The organism is Pseudomonas sp. A39 (assembly GCF_058145955.1).
Window position 1 is genome coordinate 143,151 of the sequence record NZ_JBYVMD010000006.1, and the last position, 20,761, is coordinate 163,911.

The window sequence follows — 20,761 nt, forward strand, 5'->3', positions numbered from 1 at the left end:
ACTGCATTCGACCTTGTCGCATTTGGCCCAAGGCCACCGCAGTACCCTGTGTATCATCCTGTCTCTTTTTTCCTCGCGACCTTTCTCGATTCGCTGAGATTCCCAGGCTATGTTTTGGAGCCAACTCAGCGGTCAATGGAGTGACAGCCTATGCACGACACCCTCCAGCAGGTCTTCGGTTATCCACAGTTTCGTTTGGGCCAGGAGCAAACGATCAGCGCTGTACTGGCCGGCCGTTCGGCGGCGGCAATTTTCCCCACCGGGTCGGGCAAGTCCCTGTGTTACCAGCTGTCGGCGGTGTTGCTGCCGCACCTGACAGTGGTGGTGTCGCCGTTGTTGGCGTTGATGCAGGACCAGTTGGGTTTCCTGCAGCGGCATGGCATTTCGGCAGGCAGTATCGATTCGGCCCAGAGCCGTGACGAGGCCAATGAGGTGATGGCCCGTGCGCGCTCCGGTGAGCTGAAAATCTTGATGATTTCGGTGGAACGCTTGAAGAACGAGCGATTTCGCAACTTCCTGCAAAGTGTGCAGATTTCGCTGCTGGTCGTGGACGAGGCGCACTGTATTTCCGAATGGGGCCACAACTTCCGCCCGGACTATCTGAAGCTGCCGGACTACCAGCGTCAGTTCAACATCCCACAAGCGCTGCTGCTGACGGCTACAGCGACGCCTAAGGTGATTGCCGACATGCAGGCGAAGTTCGCCATTGCGCCGGACGATGTGGTGACTACGGGCTTCTACCGGCCCAATCTCAACCTGTTGGTGGAGCCGGTCAGCGGCTCTGACAAGCGCCGACGCTTGGTGGAGTGGATGAACGAGCGCGCCAATCAACCCAGCATCGTCTACGTCACCTTGCAGAAAACCGCCGAGCAGATTGCCGAGCACCTGAACCGTAATGGCATCCAGGCCGAGGCTTATCACGCGGGTTTACCTCACGATAAGCGCGAGGGCATCCAGCAGCGTTTTATGGGCGGGCGCTCCCATTGCATTGTCGCTACCATCGCGTTTGGCATGGGCATCGACAAGAGTGATATCCGCAACGTGGTGCACTTCGACCTGCCCAAATCCATCGAGAACTACAGCCAGGAAATCGGCCGTGCGGGGCGTGATGGGCAGCCGTCCGACTGCCTGGTGTTGGCCAACCGCGACAGCCTTAATGTGCTGGAAAACTTTGTGTACGGCGATACGCCCGAGCAGGATGGTATTCGCCGGGTACTCGATGAGTTGCAGGCAGCACGCAGTGAGGGGCAGTGGGAGTTCCTGCTGAGGTCGCTGTCGGACCACAGTAATATCCGCGAGCTGCCGCTCAAGACGTTGCTGGTGCAGCTGGAGCTCAAGGGCGTGATAGCGCCGCGCTACGCGTTCTACGCCGAATACCGTTTCAAATACCTGATCGAACCTGAGGCTTTGCTGGCGCGTTTCTCCGGCGAGCGACAACAGTTTGTCGCGGCGATCATCCAGGTCTGCAAACGGGCAAAGACCTGGGCGACGGTGGATTTTGACGCGCTTTATCAACAGCACAATGCCGAACGTGGGCGGGTGGTGAAGGCGCTGGACTATTTCCAGGAGCAGGGCTTGATCGAGCTGGAAAGCAAGCAGATGACCGAGGTCTACAGTTTGCTGAATACAGATTTTGACCCACAGGCACTGAGCGAAGCGTTATACACAGGCTTCAAGCAGCACGAGGTGGGCGAAGTGGCGCGGATTCACGCCATGCTCGATCTGTTCGCCACCGAGCACTGCCTGGGGCAGCGCCTAGCGAAGTATTTTGGTGATGAAAACGCACCGCAACGTTGCGGTCATTGCTCGGTGTGTCACGGGTACGTTGCGCATCTGCCGCCACCGCCAAGCTTGCCGCCGCTTGTGGATAAAAACTTCATGGGACTGTGCGGTGATTTTATCCACAGGCATCATGAACACACCGGCCAACTGCCAGGTGCGGAACGCCTGACGCGTTTCCTTGGGGGCATCAGTGTGCCGTTGTTTACCAAATTGAAGGCGCGGGGCATTCCGGGGTTTGCTGCGCTGGAGGATTACCCGTACGCCGAGGTGCGCGAATGGGCCCAGACCCATTTGGATGATCTGTAACTCACTTTCACGAGATGACCCGATGCCTGATTCAGTACCGCAACGTGCCGATTACCCTCACTTCCAGCCGATCATCACGCGCTGGCACGACAACGATGTGTATGGCCATGTGAACAACGTGACCTACTACAGCTTTTTCGACACGGCGGTGAATACCTACCTGATCGAACACGGTGGGTTGGATATTCATGACGGCGAAGTGGTGGGGTTTGTGGTGAGCTCAGCGTGCGATTACTTTGCGTCGATTGCCTTTCCCGAGCGCATTGAAATCGGCCTGCGGGTGGGCAAGTTGGGCAATAGCTCAGTGCAGTACGAGTTGGCGGTATTCAAGGCAGGCGAGGAAGAGGCCTGTGCGGCAGGGCGCTTTGTGCATGTGTTTGTGGATCGGGGGTCGAACCTGCCGGTGAGTATTCCGGGGTCGTTGCGTGAGGCGTTGCAGCGGTTGGTGACCTGACCTAATACCCCGAACACCGTGGCGCTAAGTGTCGGAGGTGGGATGTTGTGGTGAGCAGGCTTGCCCTGCGCCGGGCCGCGAAGCGGCCCCAAAACCTGACAATCAGTTCTGCCTGAAAGAACGCGGCGCCTGAGTCAGGGGCGCTTCGCGCCCCAGCGCGGGGCAAGCCCGCTCACTACGACAAACCCACACAAACACCTTGGATGTGGGGTGTATTTCAGGTGTTACCGGTGACGGTAGTGATGCTTGTTTTTGCGATGCCCATAGGCATGCCCGCGTCCACGATGATCATCCCGGTCATAACGACGGTTATCACGCCCACGATAACGACGATCATCGTCATCGCTCTTGTTGCCCATGTAGTTACCCAGCGCGCCACCTGCACCACCACCCGCGGCTGCGCCGATCAGGCTGCCGGTGTTGCCGCCCATGCTACGGCCTACCACGTTGCCGCCGGCTGCGCCGAGGGCACCGCCAATGGCTGCTTCGCCGCGGCTGCGCTTGTCTGCACCGACCGCACTGCCGCCTGCGCCGCCGAGAGCTGCGCCGATGGCCGAGCCGGTGTTACCGCCGATCTGCTGGCCGACAACCGAACCGAGTACCCCGCCCAATGCGCCGCCCACACCGGCTTCGGTGGTGCCACCGGCCATGGCTGCGCCACTGACCAGGCCAAGGGACAACAAGAGAATCGAGGAGAACTTCATAGAGAGACCTCAAGAGGATGACGGCGCGATCCTGAGGCTGTGTCGAGATTGTGACAATAGAAATCCGACCAGTAACACGAGTTGTACACAATTCTATAAGTTACTGTTTTAACACGGGAACTTAAGTTGAATTCGTCAGTCTTTAGCTACTTGGGAACGGCCGCTTTTATGCAAAAGCGGCCTTTTTTGTGCCCGCAATTCAGGATGATCAACACGCCATCGTTGTAGTGAGCGGGCTTGCCCCGCGCTGGGCTGCGCAGCAGCCCCAATAAGAACGCCGCGTTGTCTCAGACACTCTGCGGCGCCTGGTTTTAGGGCCGCTTCGCAGCCCCGCGCGGGGCAAGCCCGCTCACTACAGGTCCGGTGGTCAGGCCGAGCGTGCCATGATCAAGCCATTGTTACTCGCCGCTTCCAAACGGATCGCCACGAACTTCGACGTCGGCGTATGGCTGCCATCCCCGGTGCTTTCCAGCGGCACCAGCGGGTTAACCTCCGGATAGTAAGCCGCTGCCTGTCCTGCCGGGATATCAAACGCCAGCAAGGTAAAGCCCTTCACGCGGCGTTCACGGCCGTCTTCCCACAATGACACGATGTCGGCCTTCTGCCCCGGCTTGAAGCCCAGGCGAATAATGTCGGCTTCGTTGACGAACAACACATCACGCTGGCCCTTGACCCCACGGTAGCGGTCGTCCAGGCCATAGATCGTGGTGTTGTACTGATCGTGCGAGCGCATCGACTGCATGATCAGGTCCGGCACGCGGCCGGTGGCGTGGGTGCGTTCGTGGATCAAGTCCTTGGGCAGGATGTTGGGGCGGAAGTTGGCACGGCCCGATGGCGTGTTCCAGCGGCGCGCACCGGCGGAGTTGCCCAAGTAGAAGCCGCCTGGGTTTTTGATCTTCTCGTTGAAGTCCTTGAAGCCTGGGATGGTGTCGGCGATCAGGTCGCGGATGCGGCTGTAGTCGGCCACCAGCCAGTTCCAATCCACCGGTTTGCTGCCCAGGGTCGCGGCGGCGATACCGGCCAGGATCGCCGGCTCCGATTTCATCAATTTCGACAGCGGCTGCAATTGGCCGTTGGAGCCGTGGACCATGCTGAACGAGTCTTCCACCGTCACCGCTTGCGGGCCTTCGGCCTGGATGTCGATGTCGGTACGGCCCAGGCACGGCAGGATCAGCGCGTCTTTGCCGTGCATCAAGTGGCTGCGGTTGAGCTTGGTGCTGATCTGCACGGTCAGGTCGCAATTGCGCAGCGCTTCGAAGGTGCGCGGGCTGTCCGGCGTGGCTTGGGCGAAGTTGCCGCCCAGGCCGATAAATACCTTGGAGCGGCCTTCAAGCATCGCGTGAATCGCTTCCACCACATTGTGGCCGTTGTCGCGCGGCACCTTGAATTGGAAGCGACGTTCCAGTGAGTCGAGGAACGCCACCGGTGGGCGTTCGTTGATACCCATGGTGCGGTCGCCCTGCACGTTGCTGTGGCCACGCACCGGGCACAGGCCGGCGCCCGGGCGCCCGATATTGCCGCGCAGCAGCATCAGGTTGGCGATTTCCTGGATGGTCGGCACCGAATGGCGGTGCTGGGTGATGCCCATCGCCCAGCACATGATCACGTTCTTGCCTTTGGCGTACATGCGCGCGGCTTGTTCGATCTCGACCAAGGGCAGGCCGGACTGCGCGACGATTTCATCCCACGAGGTGTCGTCGATCTTGCCCAGGTAATCCAGCACGTTGGTGGTGTGTTCGTTGAGGAAGTCGTGGTCGAACACGGCCTCTTTGCCTTCGGCCTGGGCCTCGCGTTCCCACAACAACAGGAACTTGGCCATGCCGCGCAGGATGGCCATGTCGCCACCCAGCGCCGGGCGGAAGTACGCGGTGTTGGTCGGTTTGTCGCCGTTGGTGAGCATTTCCAGCGGGTGTTGCGGATGCTGGAAGCGTTCCAGGCCGCGCTCTTTCAATGGGTTGATACACACCACCTGAGCACCGCGCTTAACCGCTTCACGCAGCGGTTCGAGCATGCGTGGGTGGTTGGTGCCGGGGTTCTGGCCCCAGACGAAAATCGCGTCGGCATGTTCGAAGTCATCAAAGGTCACGGTGCCTTTGCCCACGCCCACGCTTTGTGCCAGGGCAACGCCGCTGGCTTCGTGGCACATGTTCGAACAGTCCGGAAAGTTGTTGGTGCCGTAGGCGCGCACGAACAGCTGATACAGGTACGCCGCCTCATTGCTGGCGCGGCCCGAGGTGTAGAACTCGGCCATGTCCGGGCTGGGCAGGGCGTTGAGATGCTTGCCGACCAGGTCGAACGCCGCCTCCCAACTGATGGGCGTGTAGCGGTCGGTTTCGGCGTCGTAGCGCATCGGCTCGGTCAGGCGGCCTTGGTATTCCAGCCAATAGTCACTCTGCTCCAGCAAGGCATTGACGCTGTGTTTGGCAAAGAACGCAGCATCCACACGGCGCTTGGTGGCTTCCCAGTTCACCGCCTTGGCGCCGTTTTCGCAGAACTTGACCATGCCGCTTTCGGGCGAGTCGCCCCAGGCACAGCCGGGGCAGTCGAAGCCGCCGTTCTGGTTGGTCTTGAGCATCATGCGCAGGTTTTTCAGCGCGTTGTCGCTGGTCAACCAGGCTTGCGCCACGCTGATCAGTGCCCCCCAGCCGCCCGCCGGGCCTTTATAAGGCTTGTAGCGCGGGGTTGGGGTTTGGTCGGCTTGATGATGATTGCTCACGGCTGGTTCTCCATCGCAGGGCTGTAGACCCGCGGCGCACTTTTCTGCGGCAGGTGGATGAGATTGAGGTTATGCCGGCGTGCCCATTGAAGGGCCAGGCCGGTGGGCGACGACAGGCTGACCAGGGTCTGGATGCCCGCGCGCAGGACTTTCTGGATCAATTCAAGGCTGCAACGGCTGGTGACAATCGCCAGGCCGCCTTCGGTCGGAATCTTTTGGCGGATCAGCGCGCCGATCAGCTTATCGAGGGCGTTATGCCGGCCGATGTCTTCGCGACCCAGGAGCAATTCGCCTTGGCTGTTCATAAATACCGCGGCGTGCACGGCGCCGCTGTACTGGCCCAGGGGCTGGAACGCACTGATGCGCTGACGCAGGCCATCGAGCCATTCGGCGGGCGGCAGCGGCGCACCGGGCAGTACCTGAAGGTTTGGCAGCGCTTGTTCCACGGCTTCCACACCGCACAGGCCACAGCCGCTGGTACCGGCCAATTGGCGGCGTTGCTGCTTGAGGTTCCAGAAGGCGCGGCTGGAAATCTGCACCTGTGCATACTGGGTAGAGCCGGTTCCGCTGAGTTTCAGGTCATAAATATCGCTAACGTCGGCAATAATGCCGCTGCCGATGCTGAAGCCGACGATAAAGTCTTCCAGGTCCGTCGGCGTCACCAGCATCACCGCCTGGCTGATATCGTTGAAAGCAATCGCCAACGCCACTTCTTCCGCCAAGGCTGTGCTGGCGGATTCGGTGTGTTCGAGGTTGCAATACTGATAGCTCTGGCTGGCGGCGGGCGCGGGCGTTTCAAGAGCGGGCGCCGCGCAGACTGGGCGCTTGGCGTTCATGGGGCAGTACCACCGGCGGATTGGTCAGTGTTTAGACTAGGCGCGACAAAGCGTCGCGTCTAATTGCCAGTACTGATCTACCGATAGATGACGTCGATCAAGACTCTTTTTGCGATTTCTGAAACAGCGCGAAACACGCTTCCGCCAAGGCAGAGCGGGGTGCGCTGCGGCGCATGATCAGCCCCAGGCGTGCCAGGGTGTGGGCGTCGTCGATGGGTTGCAGGCGCAAATGCTCGGTGAGCGCGTCCAGGCCCCCGTCCAGTGGCATCACCGCGCAACAGAGTCCGCCGTGCACGGCTTGTAACAACTGATGGACGGCATCGGTTTGTAACAGCGGCTGCGGCTGCAAGCCTCGGCTGTGGAAGTTGTGGTCGATGGACTGGCGAAAGTGCATGCCGCTGGTGAGCATGCCCAAGGGCAGTTCGATCAGCGCTTCCCAGCTCAGCGGCGTGTCGCCGAAGCTGAAAAAGCGCTGGTCGTAAAGCAGGCCCATGCGCGTTTCGCCCAAGGCCAGCGAGTCGAAGCGTTCATTGTCCAGCCGCTCCAGGTAGGACACGCCTAAATCCAGGCGATTGCTCGCCAGTTGTTCAAGGATTTGTTCGGAGCTGAGTGCCGACAGCTCGAAACGCAGGCTTGGGTGCTCTTTGTGCAGTTGCTGCATTAGTGCCAGTGGATCAAAGCTCGACAGTGGCACCACGCCCAGGCGCAACGTACCCACCAGGTTGCCGCGACAGGCGGCCGCTTCAGCCTGCAAGCCGTCATACGCCGCCAGCACGGTGCGTGCCCAGGCCAGTACCCGTTCGCCAGGCGCGGTGAACCCCTCAAAGCGCTGGCCGCGATTGACCAGGGGAAGATCAAGTTCTTCCTCAAGGCTGCGCAGGCGCATCGACAGGGTCGGTTGGGTGATATGGCATCGTGCCGCCGCCTGGCCGAAGTGACGCGTCTCGTCGAGGGCGATGAGGAATTTCAGCTGTTTGATGTCCATCTTCGCTCCAGGGCTTATTCCAATGGCGGGGGGATTCTAGCGCGTTTGGGTCTTTGGTCGGGCTGGAACCCAAGTCTGTGGGACTGGTCTAGTCTTTGGCATCTGGAAACCAAACATCAAGGAGAGCGCACCATGAGTCTTATTAGCTTTATTAAGGAAGCGGGCGAGAAGTTGATCGACCTGTTGACGCCGGGTAATGCGAACGCGAGTGAGCAGTTGAAGGAGCACGTGGCGAAAGTGGGTCTGGGTAATCCGAATGTGCAGACCACGGTGGATGGCGACAAGGTAACCGTCACCGGTGAAGTCGCCACCCAGGAAGAGAAAGAGAAGATTTTGCTGGCGCTGGGCAATATTGCCGGTGTTGCCAGTGTGGATGACCAGATCACCGTATCGGGCCCGGCCGTAGCTGCCGCCCGTTTCGTCGTGGTGAAAAAGGGTGACACCCTGAGCGCGATTTCCCTGGCGGTGTATGGCAACGCCAACCAGTACAACAAGATCTTTGAGGCCAACAAGCCGCTGTTGTCTCATCCAGACAAGATTTATCCAGGGCAGACGCTGCGTATTCCTGAGTAAGCCCAATACGAAAGGTGGGAGGGGGCTTGCCCCTCCCACATTGGTTCAAAGTCCGACAATGAGATCACGGTAGTCGCCGACGGCGGCAAATTCTGCCGTGTCCTTGGGCCCTTTTTTGCTGTCCGGCTCCTTCACCGCGAGCAAATGCTCCACACCAAACGCCTGGGCACTGCGCAGGATCGGCAGGGTATCGTCGATAAACAAGCTGCGGGCCGGGTCGAAGTTAATGTCGGCTTGCAGGGCATCCCAGAACTGCGGGTTTTCCTTGGCGAAACCGTAGTCGTGGGAACTGATCAATCGCTCGAAATACGGCGCCAGTTCAATGCGTTCCAACTTCAATGACAGCGAATCACGATGAGCGTTGGTGATCAGGATCACACGCTTGCCGGCCTGTTTGATCGCCGCCAGAAAGGTATCGGCGTCTGGGCGCAGCGCGATCAGGTGGGCGGTTTCCAGCTTGAGTTCACGTACCGGGATATTCAGCTCGGCACTCCAGAAATCCAGGCAATACCATTGCAACTGTCCCGCGTTACGCTCGAACAGTGGCTGCAACTCCATCTCGGCCATGGCGCGGCTCACCCCATGCAACTCGGCGTAACGCTGCGGCAGGTGCTCCATCCAGAAGTGGTTGTCGAAATGCAGGTCGAGCAGCGTGCCGTCCATGTCCAGCAGGACAGTGTCGATGGCGTGCCAAGGCAAAGAGGGCATGGGACGTTCTCATGTAAGTAAAGATATCCGACACAGACAATCGGAAAAGCCACGGTATAGTAACCCGATCACGCCAAGGAGCCGCTTATGCGCCAGAAACCCACCGTCCTCGCCCGCGAAATAGTCGCCAGTAGTCGTTTGTTCCGCGTGGAGGAAGTGCAATTGCGCTTTTCCAATGGCGTTGAACGGACCTACGAGCGCCTGGTGGGCCGCGGTGCCGGCTACGGGGCGGTGATGATTGTGGCGATGATCGACGAAGATCATGCGTTGCTGGTGGAAGAGTATTGCGGCGGCACGGATGAATATGAATTGTCCCTGCCAAAGGGCTTGATCGAGCCCGGCGAGGATGTGCTGGCGGCGGCGGACCGCGAGTTGAAAGAAGAAGCGGGCTACGGCGCGCGACAGTTGGAGCACATCACCGAGCTGTCGTTGTCGCCTGGTTATATGAGCCAGAAAATCCAAGTCGTGCTGGCCACCGATCTGTATGAAGAGCGCCTGGAAGGCGATGAGCCTGAGCCCATGCGTGTGGAGCGGGTCAACCTGCGTGAGCTGTCGCAGCTTGCGCAAAACGAGCAATTCAGTGAGGGCCGCGCCCTGGCCGCGCTGTACCTGGTACGAGACCTGCTGACCCAGCGAGGAGCGTTTAGCGCATGAGCGAACTGTTTTTAGGTCACCCGTTTATTGCCCCTGTGATCGAACTGGCCCGCCAGGCCGGTGAAGTGATATTGCCGTACTGGCGCGCCGACGTGGCCGTCACCTCCAAGGCTGACGATTCGCCCGTGACGGCAGCGGACTTGGCCGCTCACCATCTGATTCTCGCCGGCCTCACCGCGTTGGACCCCAGCATCCCCGTGCTGTCTGAAGAGGATGCCGATATCGACCAAAGCGTGCGTGCCGGCTGGCAGCGCTGGTGGTTGGTAGACCCGTTGGATGGCACCAAGGAGTTCATCGCCGGCAGTGAAGAGTTCACCGTCAACATCGCCTTGATCGAACAAGGCCGGGTGATATTTGGCGTGGTGTCGATGCCCACCAGTGGCCGTTGCTACTTCGGTGGCGCGGGCCTGGGCGCCTGGCGCTCGGATGTGAATGAAGCGCCCAAGCAGATTCAAGTTCGCGAAGCACCGGCGGCGGGCGAGTCGTTTACGGTGGTGGCCAGTCGTCGGCACACCAGCCCCGAGCAGGAACGCTTGTTGGACGGTTTGAGCGAAGGCCTGGGCGCACTGAAGCTGGCGAATATCGGCAGTTCGTTGAAGTTTTGCTTGTTGGCCGAGGGCAGCGCGGATTGCTACCCGCGCCTGGCGCCGACGTCGCAGTGGGACACCGCAGCCGCCCAAGGCGTGCTGGAAGGCGCGGGCGGTGAGGTGTTGGAGTTGAGCGGTGAACCGTTCAGTTATCCGGCGCGGGCATCGTTGTTGAACCCGTTCTTCCTGGCGTTGCCGGCGAAGGCAGCATGGCGTGAGCGGTTGCTCACCCTGGCCAGGTCTTAAGGCCACAGCTGATCAAAATGTGGGAGGGAGCAGGCCCCCTCCCACAGGTGTTTTGTGTCGTGGCGGTTAGCGGTGCAGGACGTACTGGCCAGTAAACGTCACCGCTCGTTCCTCACTGCCCTCATTCACAATCCACGTCTCCAACGTCAATCGCGCGCGGCCATAGCGCTTGTACGTCGCCACGAAACGTTTCCACACCTTCTCCTCCGGCGCCTGACACACCACCGTCGCATCCCGCGTAACCGGCAGCGGATAACTGATCTGCCCCTCCTGAATCACGATATGCCCGTCTTCAATGCCTTCTTCGCGCAACTGCAAGTGCAGCCAGCCCCAGCCCGCCAGCACCGCGCCGCAATACAGGCTGCCGCCGAACATGGTGCTCTTGTGGTTGATGTTGGCGTGCAAGGGCAGATGCAGTTCCAACCGTTGGTCGTGCCAGTCGAGCACCTTGAGGCCCATTTCCCGGGTAAGGGGGATGTCATGGTGAAGGATGGATTCCAGGTAACGGCTGTCGCGGCTCATGGCGGCCTCTTGGCGGGTAGGAGTGGTCATTCGTCGTCGCCACTTTGGTTGGCGAAGTTCAGGCCGTGCTTGCGCAGTTTGTCGTGCAGTGTCTTGCGCGGTACGCCCAGGGCTTCGGCGAGGCTGCGCATGGAACCGTGGGGGCGAGTCAGTTCGGCAGCGATCAGGCTCTTTTCGAACTGCTCGACTTGCTCGCTCAGGCCGCCGGGTGTGGAGGTCAGGACGCCAGCCGCTGGGTTATCCGGCGAGCTGTCCAGCGCCAGTTCCAGGCCCAGGGCGAAGCGTTCGGCGGCGTTCTGCAATTCACGTACGTTGCCCGGCCAGCTATGGCGCAACAGCAGCGCGCGCTGCCCCGGTTGCAGCTCATGCAGTGGCAGGCCGTGGCGGCTGCTGGCTTCGTCGGCGAAGTGCTGGAACAACATCAGTGCATCTTCACCGCGCTCACGCAGTGGCGGAATGCGCAGCGGCGCGACGTTGAGGCGGTAATACAAGTCGGCACGGAAGCGGCCCTGGTCGGCGGACTGGCGCAGGTCTTCCTTGGTCGCGGCGATGATGCGGATATCCAGCGGGATCAACTGATTGCCGCCCAGGCGCTCCACCACGCGCTCCTGCAACAGGCGCAAGAGTTTGACCTGTACATCCAGGCTCATGCTTTCAATTTCATCGAGGAACAAGGTGCCGCCGTTGGCGAATTCGAACTTGCCGATACGGCGCTTCTGCGCGCCGGTAAAGGCGCCGGGCTCATGGCCGAACAGCTCGCTTTCGACGACCGATTCGGCCAACGCCCCGGCGTTGATCGCCACAAAGGGGCCGCTACGACGACTGGACAGGTCGTGCAGTGCGCGGGCGACCACCTCTTTGCCGGCGCCGGTTTCGCCGAGAATCAGCACATCGGCCTTGGTCGCGGCCAACGCGCCGATCTGTTCGCGCAGGCGCAGCATTTGCGGGGAGTGCCCCACCAGGCGCGTGCTCAGTTGCTGGCGGTCGCTGAGGGCCAGGCGCAGGCTGCGGTTGTCCAGCACCAGGCGGCGCAGGGCCAGGGCGCGACGCACGCTGTCGAGCAAGGCGTCGCTGGCGAACGGTTTTTCCAGGAAATCATAGGCGCCGGCGCGCATGGCCTGCACCGCCAGTGGCACGTCGCCGTGGCCGGTGATCAGCAGCACCGGCAGGTCCGGGTCCTGGCCGTGCAGTTCTGCCAGCAACTCCAGACCGTCCATGCCGGGCATGCGGATGTCGCTGACCACTACGCCTGGCCAGTCCCGCGACAAGCGCGCGGTGAGGCCGGTGGCTTCGCCCAGGGTCAGGACTTTCAGCCCGGCCAGGTCCAGGGTCTGGCACAAGGCCTGACGCAGGTGTGGATCGTCGTCGATCAACACCACCTGAATCTGGTTATCGATACTCATACACTGCGGTCCTCGGACGGTTGCAGACTGACGCCCGGCGAGCCGGCACGCAATTTCAAGGTTAACAGCGCGCCGCCTTCCTTGTGGTTGGCGAACAGCAGTTCGCCGCCAAAGGCACGCATCAGGGTGTCACAGATCGCCAGGCCCAAGCCCAGGCCCTGGGTGCGTGTCTTGGTGGTATAGAACGGCTCGCTGGCGCGGCCCAGGGCCTCCATGCAAAAGCCCGGGCCGTTGTCGCGAATGTACAGGTTGACGCCCTGTTCGGTGGTTTCGGCACTCAGCCACAGTTTGCGCGGCGGGCCCTTTTCGGTGAGGGCGTCGAGGGCATTGGCCAGCAGGTTGCCCAGCACCTGGCGCAGGCGAGTTTCGCCGGCTTGCACCCACAGGGTCGCTTCCGGCAAGTCACGGATCAGCTCCACCTCCATCGACCGCCGCCGCTTGGCCAGCAACGCCAGCGCATCGTCCAGCGCCGGTTGCAGGGCCACGCTCTCTGGCGCATGGCGGTCGCGGCGGGCAAAGGCGCGCAGGTGGGCGATGATCGAGGCCATGCGCCCGGTCAGTTCGCTGATCAGCTTGAGATTGCCGCGCGCATCAGTGGTGCGCTCATGGTCGAGCAGGATCTCGGCGTTTTCCGCGTAGCTGCGAATCGCCGCCAGGGGTTGGTTGAGTTCATGGCTGATGCTCGCCGACATGGTGCCCAATGCCGACAGTTTGCCCGCCTGCACCAGGTCATCCTGGGCGCGCACCAACTCCTGCTGGGCGTGTTCGCGTTCCAGCACTTCCTGTTTCAGGCGACGGTTGAGGCCTTCCAGGTCGCTGGTCCGCTCGACCACGCGCGCTTCCAGCTCGCGACGGGCCTTGGCTTCAAAGGCAATGCGTTCCAGGTAATGGCGGCGGCGTTGCATCATCAACCCCAGCAGCAACATCAAGACCAAGAGCGTGGCGCCGCCCACCGCAACGACTGTACGCACCGGCCGGTTGATCAGCGAGCGCGGCGCGAGGATCTCCACGTTCCAGCCCGTCTCGGCGATGGCCGTGGATTGACGCAGCCACGCGGTGCTGCTCAGGCTCAGCGGCTGCGGATCGCGGGTCGGGTAGGGCTGGATGGCGATGATTGCTTGGCGCTCTGCGGCGGTCAGCGGCCGGGTGGCGCGGAATCGCCATTGCGGGCGCGACGTCAGGATGACCACGCCGTTATGGTCGGTCACCAACAGCTGTTCCGGGGTGTTGCCCCACAGGCTTTCGGTGTGGTCCAGGTCCACCTTGACCACCAGCACACCGATGATTTTCTCGCCATCACGCACGGCGGCGGCAAAGAAGTAACCGCGTTTGGCCGAGGTGGTGCCCAGGCCGAAAAAGCGCCCCAAGCGTCCGTCCATGGCTTCGCTGAAGTAGGGGCGGAACGAGAAGTTGCGCCCGACAAAGCTGTCCTGTTTATCCCAATTGGACGCGGCGAGGGTCTTGCCGCGGGTGTCCATCAGGTACATCACTTCCACCCCGGCCTGGGCGGCGACATCCTTGAGCAGCAGGTTGGCGTTGACCAGGTTGGTGCTGACTTGGGGCGCATCCAGCGCTGTGCGCAGGGCCGGCAGGTCGCCGAGGATCTGCGGCAACACTTCATAGCGGTGCAGGGTGCCGAGCAGGTTGGCCACGTACAGGTCGAGGGTCTGACGGTTCTGCCCCGCCAGTTCGCTGCGGTAATAACGCTCAGCCAGGTGCTCCAGCGGCCACAGCAGCGGTGCCAAGCACAACGCCAGCAGGGCGAGGCTGCGCCAGCGGGGTCTACGCGGGAGGGATGGGGTCATGGGAGTCATGCGCCTGTGGGGACAGGCGCATTATGCCTAGTGCGGCTGTGCAAGACACTCGCGCAATGCGTCTTGCCAGCTCGGCTGGCTGACGTGCCATTGCTGCTGCAGGCGGCTGCAGTCAAGGCGCGAGTTCAAGGGGCGCTTGGCTGGCGTCGGGTAGGCACTGGAAGGGATCGCTTCCAGTTCGGCGCACGCTTTGCCCTGCGTGCGCAGATGCTCGCCGATGGCCTCGGCAAAACCGAACCACGAGGTCTCACCTTGGTTGGTCAGGTGGTAGACACCCCATTCTCCCGGTTCGCCCGCTTGCCAGCGCTCGATCAGCGCACGCGTGCTGCGCGCGATGCTGCCGGCCCACGTCGGCGCGCCGATCTGGTCGGCGACGATGCGCATCTGCGGTTTCTCCTGCAGCAGGCGCTGCATGGTCAGCAGGAAATTCTTGCCATGGCCGGAATAGACCCAGCTGGTGCGCAGGACCAGGTATTCGCCGCCCACCGCCGCAATCGCCTCCTCGCCCGCCAGTTTGCTCTGGCCGTAGACACCCAGCGGGTTCGGCGTGTCGGCTTCGGTATAGGGGGCCGGCTTGCTGCCGTCGAACACGTAGTCGGTGGAGTAGTGGATCAACGGGATGCCCAGTGCCTTGGCTTCTTCTGCGAGAACACCAGGAGCAATGGCGTTGATCGCGAAGGCCGCGTCCGGCTCGCTTTCGGCTTGATCGACGGCAGTGTGGGCTGCGGCGTTGATGATCAGATCGGGGCGATGGACCCGGATTTGCTGGCGGATCTGGTCGGCGTTGGCCAGGTCAAGCTGGTCGCGGCCCAGGACGATGAGCTCGCCCAGGCCTTGGAGCTGCAGTTGCAGTTCTCGGGAGACTTGGCCGTGTTGGCCGGTGATCAAGACCTTCATGGGAAAAGGTCTGCCTCTTTCAGGCTTTTGCCGTTTTGATCCTTGCCGGACAGCGTCGGGGTACCGGCAAACTGCCAATCGATATCCAGATCAGCATCGTCCCAGCGAATGCAGCGTTCCGCAGAGGGCGTGTAGTAATCGGTGGTTTTGTAGAGGAATTCAGCAGAGTCACTGAGCACGACAAAACCATGGGCAAACCCCGGCGGAATCCACAGTTGACGGCTGTTTTCGGCAGACAAGCGCACGCTGGCCCATTTGCCAAAATGCGGTGAGCTGCGGCGGATGTCCACCGCTACGTCCAGGACTTCACCCGCTGTGACACGCACCAGTTTTCCCTGAGCGTGTTCGATCTGGTAGTGCAAACCGCGCAAGACGCCTTTTTGCGAACGCGAGTGGTTGTCCTGGACAAAATCCACGTGCTGACCAGTGGCTTGTGCGAAATTCCGGGCGTTGTAGCTCTCATAGAAAAAACCGCGTTCATCGCCAAAAACCTTCGGCTCGATGATCAGTACACCGGGCAACTCAGTGGCGGTCACATTCATGCAGTTTCCCCTGCGAGCGTGAAAAGATATTGACCATAGCCGGTCTTGCCAAAGTACTTGGCACGCTCCAGCAGATAGTCACGGTCGATCCAGCCATTTTCGTAGGCGATTTCTTCCAGGCAGGCGACTTTCAAGCCCTGGCGATGCTCGATGGTCTGCACATAGGTGGAGGCTTCGAGCAGGCTGTCATGGGTACCGGTGTCCAGCCAGGCAAAGCCGCGGCCGAAGCGCTCTACGTGCAGGTCGCCACGCTTGAGGTAGGCGTTGTTGACGTCGGTGATCTCAAGCTCCCCACGGGGCGAAGGCTTAACGTCCTTGGCGATCTTGATCACGTCGTTGTCGTAGAAATACAGGCCGGTGACCGCATAGGGCGACTTGGGCTTGGCGGGTTTTTCTTCGATGGACAGGGCACGGCCTTCCTTGTCGAAGTCGATCACGCCAAAACGCTCCGGGTCCTTGACCCAGTAGCCGAATACCGTGGCCCCGCTAGCGCGTTCGGCCGCGGTGCGCAATTGATCGCCGAAGTGCTGGCCGTGGAAGATGTTGTCGCCCAGGATCAGGCACACCGGGTCTTCGCCGATAAACGCCTCGCCAATCAGGAACGCCTGGGCCAAGCCATCGGGCGACGGCTGTTCGGCATAACTGAAACGCACGCCAAACTGGCTGCCATCACCCAGCAGGTTGCGGTATTGCGGCAGGTCCACCGGTGTGGAAATCACCAGGATGTCTTTGATCCCCGCCAGCATCAGCACCGAGATCGGGTAGTAGATCATCGGCTTGTCGTACACCGGCAGCAATTGCTTGGAGACGCCCAGGGTAATGGGGTGCAAACGCGTGCCGGAACCGCCGGCCAATACGATTCCCTTCATCATGCAATCAGATCCTTAAAGTCGGTGTTGCCCAAACGTTCGCCCTGATAACTGCCGTCCTGGACCCTGCGGCACCATTCCAGGTTATCGAGGTACCACTGCACGGTCTTGCGCAAACCGGATTCGAAGGTTTCTTCAGGAGCCCAGCCCAGCTCGCGTTCAATCTTGCTGGCATCGATCGCATAGCGCTGATCGTGGCCTGGGCGGTCCTTGACGAAGGTGATCAGGTCGGCAAATTGCGCGACCCCGGCCGGGCGCTGTGGCGCGAGTTCTTCGAGCAGGGCGCAGATGCCGCGCACTACGTCGATATTCTTCTGCTCGTTGTGCCCGCCAATGTTGTAGGTCTCGCCGACCACACCTTCGGTGACTACTGTGAGCAGTGCGCGGGCGTGGTCTTCGACGAACAGCCAGTCACGCACCTGCAAGCCATCACCGTAGACCGGCAGTGGCTTGCCCGCGAGGGCGTTGAGGATCACCAGCGGGATCAGCTTCTCGGGGAAGTGGAACGGCCCGTAGTTGTTCGAGCAGTTGGTCAGCAAAACCGGAAGGCCGTAGGTGCGCTGCCAGGCGCGGACCAGGTGGTCGGACGCTGCCTTGCTGGCCGAGTACGGTGAGCTGGGCGCATAGGGTGTTGTTTCAGTGAACAGATCGTCCACACCATGCAAGTCGCCGTACACCTCGTCGGTGGAAATGTGATGGAAGCGGAACGCACGCTTGGCCGGCTCATCGAGCTTCTGCCAATAGGCGCGGGTGGCTTCGAGCAAGCTGTAGGTGCCGACGATGTTGGTCTGGATAAAATCCGACGGGCCGTCGATGGAGCGGTCGACATGGGACTCGGCTGCCAGGTGCATGATCGCCTGCGGCTCGAAGCGCGTCAGTACGGCGCTGACGGTGGCCTGGTCGACGATATCGGCCTGGACGAACTCATAGCGGCTGTCGGACGCGATGCTGGTCAGCGACTCCAAGTTGCCAGCGTAGGTGAGTTTGTCCAGGTTGAGCACTTGGTGCTCGGTGTTTTCAATCAAATGGCGGATCAGGGCAGAGCCGATAAAACCAGCGCCGCCGGTGATGAGAATGCGCATGTCGGGGGCCTTTTCCTTAGACGGACATTAAGCGAATGAAGCATAGCTTGAGTTGTGACGCAGGGCTGCGCAAGCGCGGTGTGCATTGGGGGTTGCCTTAACCCCCTTTAAGGTGGCGATATAGACGCCTGAAAAAACAGAGGTCGTCACAATGTTGCTCGCCACGTTGATTCATCGCGCCAGCCTGCCTTGCCCACACGTCAGCTCCGACCGGGCCGCACAGTTGCTCGAGCAGCATTACGGCCTCACCGGCACCTTGCAGTCACTGGGTAGCCAGCAAGACCTCAATTATAGAGTCGACAGCGACCGTGGCCGCTTTGTTCTGAAGATCTGCCGGGGTGACTACGCGGCCGTTGAGCTGCAGGCGCAGCACGCGGCGCTGAACAGTCTGAAGGCCGATGCACACGTGCAGGTGCCCGAGGTCATCCAGGCGCTCACCGGTGAAGAGTTGCTCTCGGTCGTGGTGGACGGCCAGACCCTGCATCTGCGGCTGTTGGGGTACATCGACGGCCAGCCGTTGACCCATCAGCCCCACCTGGGCCGTGACGTGATCGCAGGCTTTGGTGAGCTGTGCGGACGCATGAACCTGGCGCTGGCCGATTTCAAGCACCCTGGTCTGGATCGCACCTTGCAGTGGGACCCGCGTCACGCCCAGGCATTGATTGCCCACCTGCTGGCAACGCTTGAAAACCTGCCCCAGCGCGCCGCACTGGAGCAAGCGGCCGAGCAGGTAGCGACGCGCCTGCACGCCGTGGCCGGCCGCCTGCCGTGGCAAGCGGTGCACATGGACATCACCGACGACAACGTCGTGTGGCAGCGTGATGCGCAGCGGCATTGGCAGGTCCGGGGCGTGATCGATTTCGGCGACCTGGTGCACACCTGGCGTATTGCCGACCTGTCGGTCACCTGCGCCGCCCTGTTGCATCACGCTGAGGGCGATCCCTTTGCGATCTTGCCGGCGATCCAGGCCTGTCACGCGGTGACACCGTTAGAGCCGGCAGAATTGCAGGCGCTGTGGGCGCTGATCGTCGCCCGTGCGGCGGTGCTGGTCTTGAGCAGCGAGCAACAGCAGCGCCTGGACCCGGATAACACTTACCTGTTGAAAAACGCCGAGCATGAGTGGGAAATTTTCCATGTGGCGACGTCAGTGCCGTTTGAGCTGATGGAGGCGGCGATTCTAAGCAGCGTCGGGCAGGCACCGGCACCGATCGACGGGCAAGGCTTCGCGCCTTTGCTGCCGGGGCTGGTCGGGCGCGAGTTCGCGCTGATCGACCTGGGTGTACTCAGCCCGCATTTCGACGCCGGGAATTGGGAGCAACCCGGTATCGATCAGCGTTTGTTGCAGGATGCGGCGGTGGTGCACGGCCTGGCCGCGAGTCGCTATGGGCAATACCGTTTGTCGCGTACCCAGCCGGACAGCGCCCACGAGCCCGAGACCTTCCCGTTGCACGTCGAATTACAGGTGCCTCAGGGGACTGCCGTTGAAGCGCCGTTCGCCGGCATTGTGCGATCGGGTGTCAATGGCGAACTCCAGGTTCACAGCAACGCGGTAAACGTACGACTGTGGGGCGTAAAAGCGCTGGTTCAGCCGGGTGGGGCGGTGCTCAAGGGCCAGGTGATCGGTGCGGTTGAAGGCCCGCTGACCGTGCAACTCTGTCGCACTGACGGGCCCGCACCGCTGTTTTGCACGCCTTCCCGCGCGCAGGCCTGGCAAACGCTGTGCCCTTCACCCGCAGCGGTGCGGGGATTGGCCTGCGACGCCGAACCCGAGTTGGACCCCGAGGCCCTGCTGGCCCGCCGCGACGCCAGTTTCGCCCGTTCGCAAAAGCACTATTACGTCGACCCGCCGCGCATCGAGCGCGGCTGGCGCAATCACTTGATCGATATGCAGGGCCGTTCCTACCTGGACATGCTCAACAACGTGGCCGTGCTGGGCCACGGTCACCCGCGCATGGCGGCGGTGGCGGCGCGGCAATGGTCATTGCTCAACACCAACTCGCGCTTTCACTACGCGGCGATTGCCGAGTTTTCCGAACGTTTGCTGGCGCTGGCACCGGAAGGCATGGACCGGGTGTTCCTGGTCAACAGTGGTACCGAAGCCAATGACCTGGCGATCCGCCTGGCCTGGGCCTACAGCGGCGGGCGCGACATGCTCAGCGTGCTGGAGGCTTACCACGGTTGGTCGGTGGCGGCGGATGCAGTGTCCACGTCGATTGCCGACAACCCCAAGGCCTTGAGCAGCCGCCCGGATTGGGTGCACCCGGTGACGGCGCCCAACACCTATCGCGGTGAGTTCCGTGGGCAGGACAGCGCGCCCGATTACGTCAGAAGCGTGGAGCACAACCTGGCGAAAATCGCCGCGAGCAAGCGCCCATTGGCGGGCTTTATCTGTGAGCCGGTGTACGGCAATGCCGGTGGTATTTCGTTGCCACCGGGCTATCTGCAGCAGGTGTATGCGCGGGTACGCGCCCAGGGTGGCGTGTGCATCGCCGATGAGGTGCAGGTGGGTTACGGCCGCATGGGGCATTTTTTCTGGGGCTTTGAAGAGCAGGGTGTGGTGCCCGATATCATCACCATGGCCAAGGGCATGGGCAACGGCCAGCCCCTCGGCGCGGTGATTACCCGGCGTGAAATTGCTGAGGCGCTCGAGGCCGAGGGGTATTTCTTCTCGTCGTCGGGAGGTAGCCCGGTGAGTTGCCGGATCGGCATGGCCGTGTTGGATGTGATGCAAGAAGAAAAGCTGTGGGAAAACGCCCAGGTGGTCGGTGGGCATTTCAAGGCGCGACTGGAAGAACTGATCGATCGCCATCCTCTGGTGGGCGCCGTCCACGGCTCCGGCTTTTATCTGGGCCTCGAGTTGGTGCGCGACCGGCAAACGCTGGAGCCCGCCACCGAAGAAACCACGTTGTTGTGTGACCGCCTGCGGGAGTTGGGGATTTTCATGCAGCCCACCGGTGATTATTTAAACATCCTCAAGATCAAGCCGCCGATGGTCACGTCTCGACGCAGTGTGGACTTCTTCGTCGACATGCTGTCGAAGGTGCTGGATGAGCAGCTGTAAATAATCGATTGTTATCGGTT

At 61.5% G+C, this 20,761-nt stretch carries 18 protein-coding genes; 6 read left to right on the forward strand and 12 right to left on the reverse strand.

What is annotated here, in order from left to right; genetic code table 11:
• Positions 1-150: 150 nt before the first annotated feature.
• Together AC3ZU9_RS06790 and AC3ZU9_RS06795 are read left to right on the forward strand one after the other, a co-directional pair.
• The gene (locus AC3ZU9_RS06790) at positions 151-2,088 is read left to right on the forward strand and encodes a RecQ family ATP-dependent DNA helicase (protein ID WP_122810922.1); all 1,938 of its coding nucleotides are present in this window, start codon (positions 151-153) and stop codon (positions 2,086-2,088) included.
• A gap of 22 nt (positions 2,089-2,110) precedes the next feature.
• Positions 2,111-2,542 carry an acyl-CoA thioesterase gene (locus AC3ZU9_RS06795; RefSeq protein ID WP_122810921.1) on the forward strand — a complete coding sequence of 144 codons (432 nt, stop codon included), beginning with the start codon at positions 2,111-2,113 and terminating at the stop codon, positions 2,540-2,542.
• Between the two features lie 224 nt (positions 2,543-2,766).
• Here AC3ZU9_RS06795 and AC3ZU9_RS06800 read toward each other — a convergent pair whose 3' ends face one another.
• The 4 genes from AC3ZU9_RS06800 to AC3ZU9_RS06815 all read right to left on the reverse strand — a co-directional run bounded on the left by AC3ZU9_RS06800 (position 2,767) and on the right by AC3ZU9_RS06815 (position 7,783).
• Positions 2,767-3,246, reverse strand: coding sequence for a glycine zipper domain-containing protein (locus AC3ZU9_RS06800; protein WP_012721700.1), 480 nt, complete (start codon positions 3,244-3,246; stop codon positions 2,767-2,769).
• Between the two features lie 367 nt (positions 3,247-3,613).
• A complete protein-coding gene (locus AC3ZU9_RS06805) occupies positions 3,614-5,962 on the reverse strand; it encodes an FdhF/YdeP family oxidoreductase (RefSeq protein ID WP_102059931.1) in 2,349 nt (782 codons plus the stop codon).
• On the reverse strand, positions 5,959-6,798 hold the full coding sequence (gene fdhD, locus AC3ZU9_RS06810; protein ID WP_490090461.1) for a formate dehydrogenase accessory sulfurtransferase FdhD: 840 nt from the start codon (positions 6,796-6,798) through the stop codon (positions 5,959-5,961). Before fdhD ends, AC3ZU9_RS06805 begins: the two co-directional genes overlap by 4 nt.
• 97 nt (positions 6,799-6,895) lie before the next feature.
• Positions 6,896-7,783, reverse strand: coding sequence for a LysR family transcriptional regulator (locus AC3ZU9_RS06815; RefSeq protein WP_490090462.1), 888 nt, complete (start codon positions 7,781-7,783; stop codon positions 6,896-6,898).
• A 132-nt stretch (positions 7,784-7,915) separates the two neighbouring features.
• On the opposite strand from AC3ZU9_RS06815, the gene lysM reads away from it, so the two are divergent.
• Entirely contained in the window at positions 7,916-8,356 is a 441-nt protein-coding gene (gene lysM / locus AC3ZU9_RS06820; protein WP_012721704.1) for a peptidoglycan-binding protein LysM, read from the forward strand.
• Between the two features lie 45 nt (positions 8,357-8,401).
• Here lysM and yrfG read toward each other — a convergent pair whose 3' ends face one another.
• Positions 8,402-9,064 carry a GMP/IMP nucleotidase gene (gene yrfG / locus AC3ZU9_RS06825; RefSeq protein ID WP_046034603.1) on the reverse strand — a complete coding sequence of 221 codons (663 nt, stop codon included), beginning with the start codon at positions 9,062-9,064 and terminating at the stop codon, positions 8,402-8,404.
• Positions 9,065-9,151: 87 nt separating this feature from the next.
• Between yrfG and nudE the strand changes: the two genes are divergently transcribed.
• Together nudE and cysQ are read left to right on the forward strand one after the other, a co-directional pair.
• Positions 9,152-9,718 (forward strand): ADP compounds hydrolase NudE, encoded by a 567-nt coding sequence (gene nudE, locus AC3ZU9_RS06830; RefSeq protein WP_012721706.1) that lies wholly within the window; start codon positions 9,152-9,154, stop codon positions 9,716-9,718.
• Positions 9,715-10,551, forward strand: coding sequence for a 3'(2'),5'-bisphosphate nucleotidase CysQ (gene cysQ / locus AC3ZU9_RS06835; protein WP_012721707.1), 837 nt, complete (start codon positions 9,715-9,717; stop codon positions 10,549-10,551). Before nudE ends, cysQ begins: the two co-directional genes overlap by 4 nt.
• Before the next feature lie 66 nt (positions 10,552-10,617).
• On the opposite strand, the gene AC3ZU9_RS06840 is transcribed toward cysQ, so the two are convergent.
• The 7 genes from AC3ZU9_RS06840 to rfbB are packed head-to-tail and all read right to left on the reverse strand — an operon-like array spanning position 10,618 to position 17,680.
• Positions 10,618-11,073, reverse strand: a complete 456-nt coding sequence (locus AC3ZU9_RS06840) for a YiiD C-terminal domain-containing protein (protein WP_012721708.1) — start codon at positions 11,071-11,073, stop codon at positions 10,618-10,620.
• A gap of 26 nt (positions 11,074-11,099) precedes the next feature.
• Positions 11,100-12,476: a sigma-54-dependent transcriptional regulator gene (locus tag AC3ZU9_RS06845; protein ID WP_012721709.1), complete on the reverse strand. Its 1,377-nt coding sequence runs from the start codon at positions 12,474-12,476 to the stop codon at positions 11,100-11,102.
• Positions 12,473-14,281, reverse strand: a complete 1,809-nt coding sequence (locus AC3ZU9_RS06850) for a sensor histidine kinase (RefSeq protein ID WP_012721710.1) — start codon at positions 14,279-14,281, stop codon at positions 12,473-12,475. Before AC3ZU9_RS06850 ends, AC3ZU9_RS06845 begins: the two co-directional genes overlap by 4 nt.
• Before the next feature lie 36 nt (positions 14,282-14,317).
• On the reverse strand, positions 14,318-15,187 hold the full coding sequence (rfbD, locus tag AC3ZU9_RS06855) for a dTDP-4-dehydrorhamnose reductase (protein WP_122810915.1): 870 nt from the start codon (positions 15,185-15,187) through the stop codon (positions 14,318-14,320).
• Positions 15,184-15,729: a dTDP-4-dehydrorhamnose 3,5-epimerase gene (gene rfbC, locus AC3ZU9_RS06860; protein WP_012721712.1), complete on the reverse strand. Its 546-nt coding sequence runs from the start codon at positions 15,727-15,729 to the stop codon at positions 15,184-15,186. Before rfbC ends, rfbD begins: the two co-directional genes overlap by 4 nt.
• On the reverse strand, positions 15,726-16,601 hold the full coding sequence (gene rfbA / locus AC3ZU9_RS06865) for a glucose-1-phosphate thymidylyltransferase RfbA (RefSeq protein WP_046034607.1): 876 nt from the start codon (positions 16,599-16,601) through the stop codon (positions 15,726-15,728). Before rfbA ends, rfbC begins: the two co-directional genes overlap by 4 nt.
• Positions 16,598-17,680, reverse strand: coding sequence for a dTDP-glucose 4,6-dehydratase (gene rfbB, locus AC3ZU9_RS06870; RefSeq protein ID WP_102059933.1), 1,083 nt, complete (start codon positions 17,678-17,680; stop codon positions 16,598-16,600). Before rfbB ends, rfbA begins: the two co-directional genes overlap by 4 nt.
• A gap of 151 nt (positions 17,681-17,831) precedes the next feature.
• On the opposite strand from rfbB, the gene AC3ZU9_RS06875 reads away from it, so the two are divergent.
• On the forward strand, positions 17,832-20,741 hold the full coding sequence (locus AC3ZU9_RS06875) for an aminotransferase (protein WP_490090463.1): 2,910 nt from the start codon (positions 17,832-17,834) through the stop codon (positions 20,739-20,741).
• The last annotated feature ends 20 nt before the right edge of the window (positions 20,742-20,761 follow it).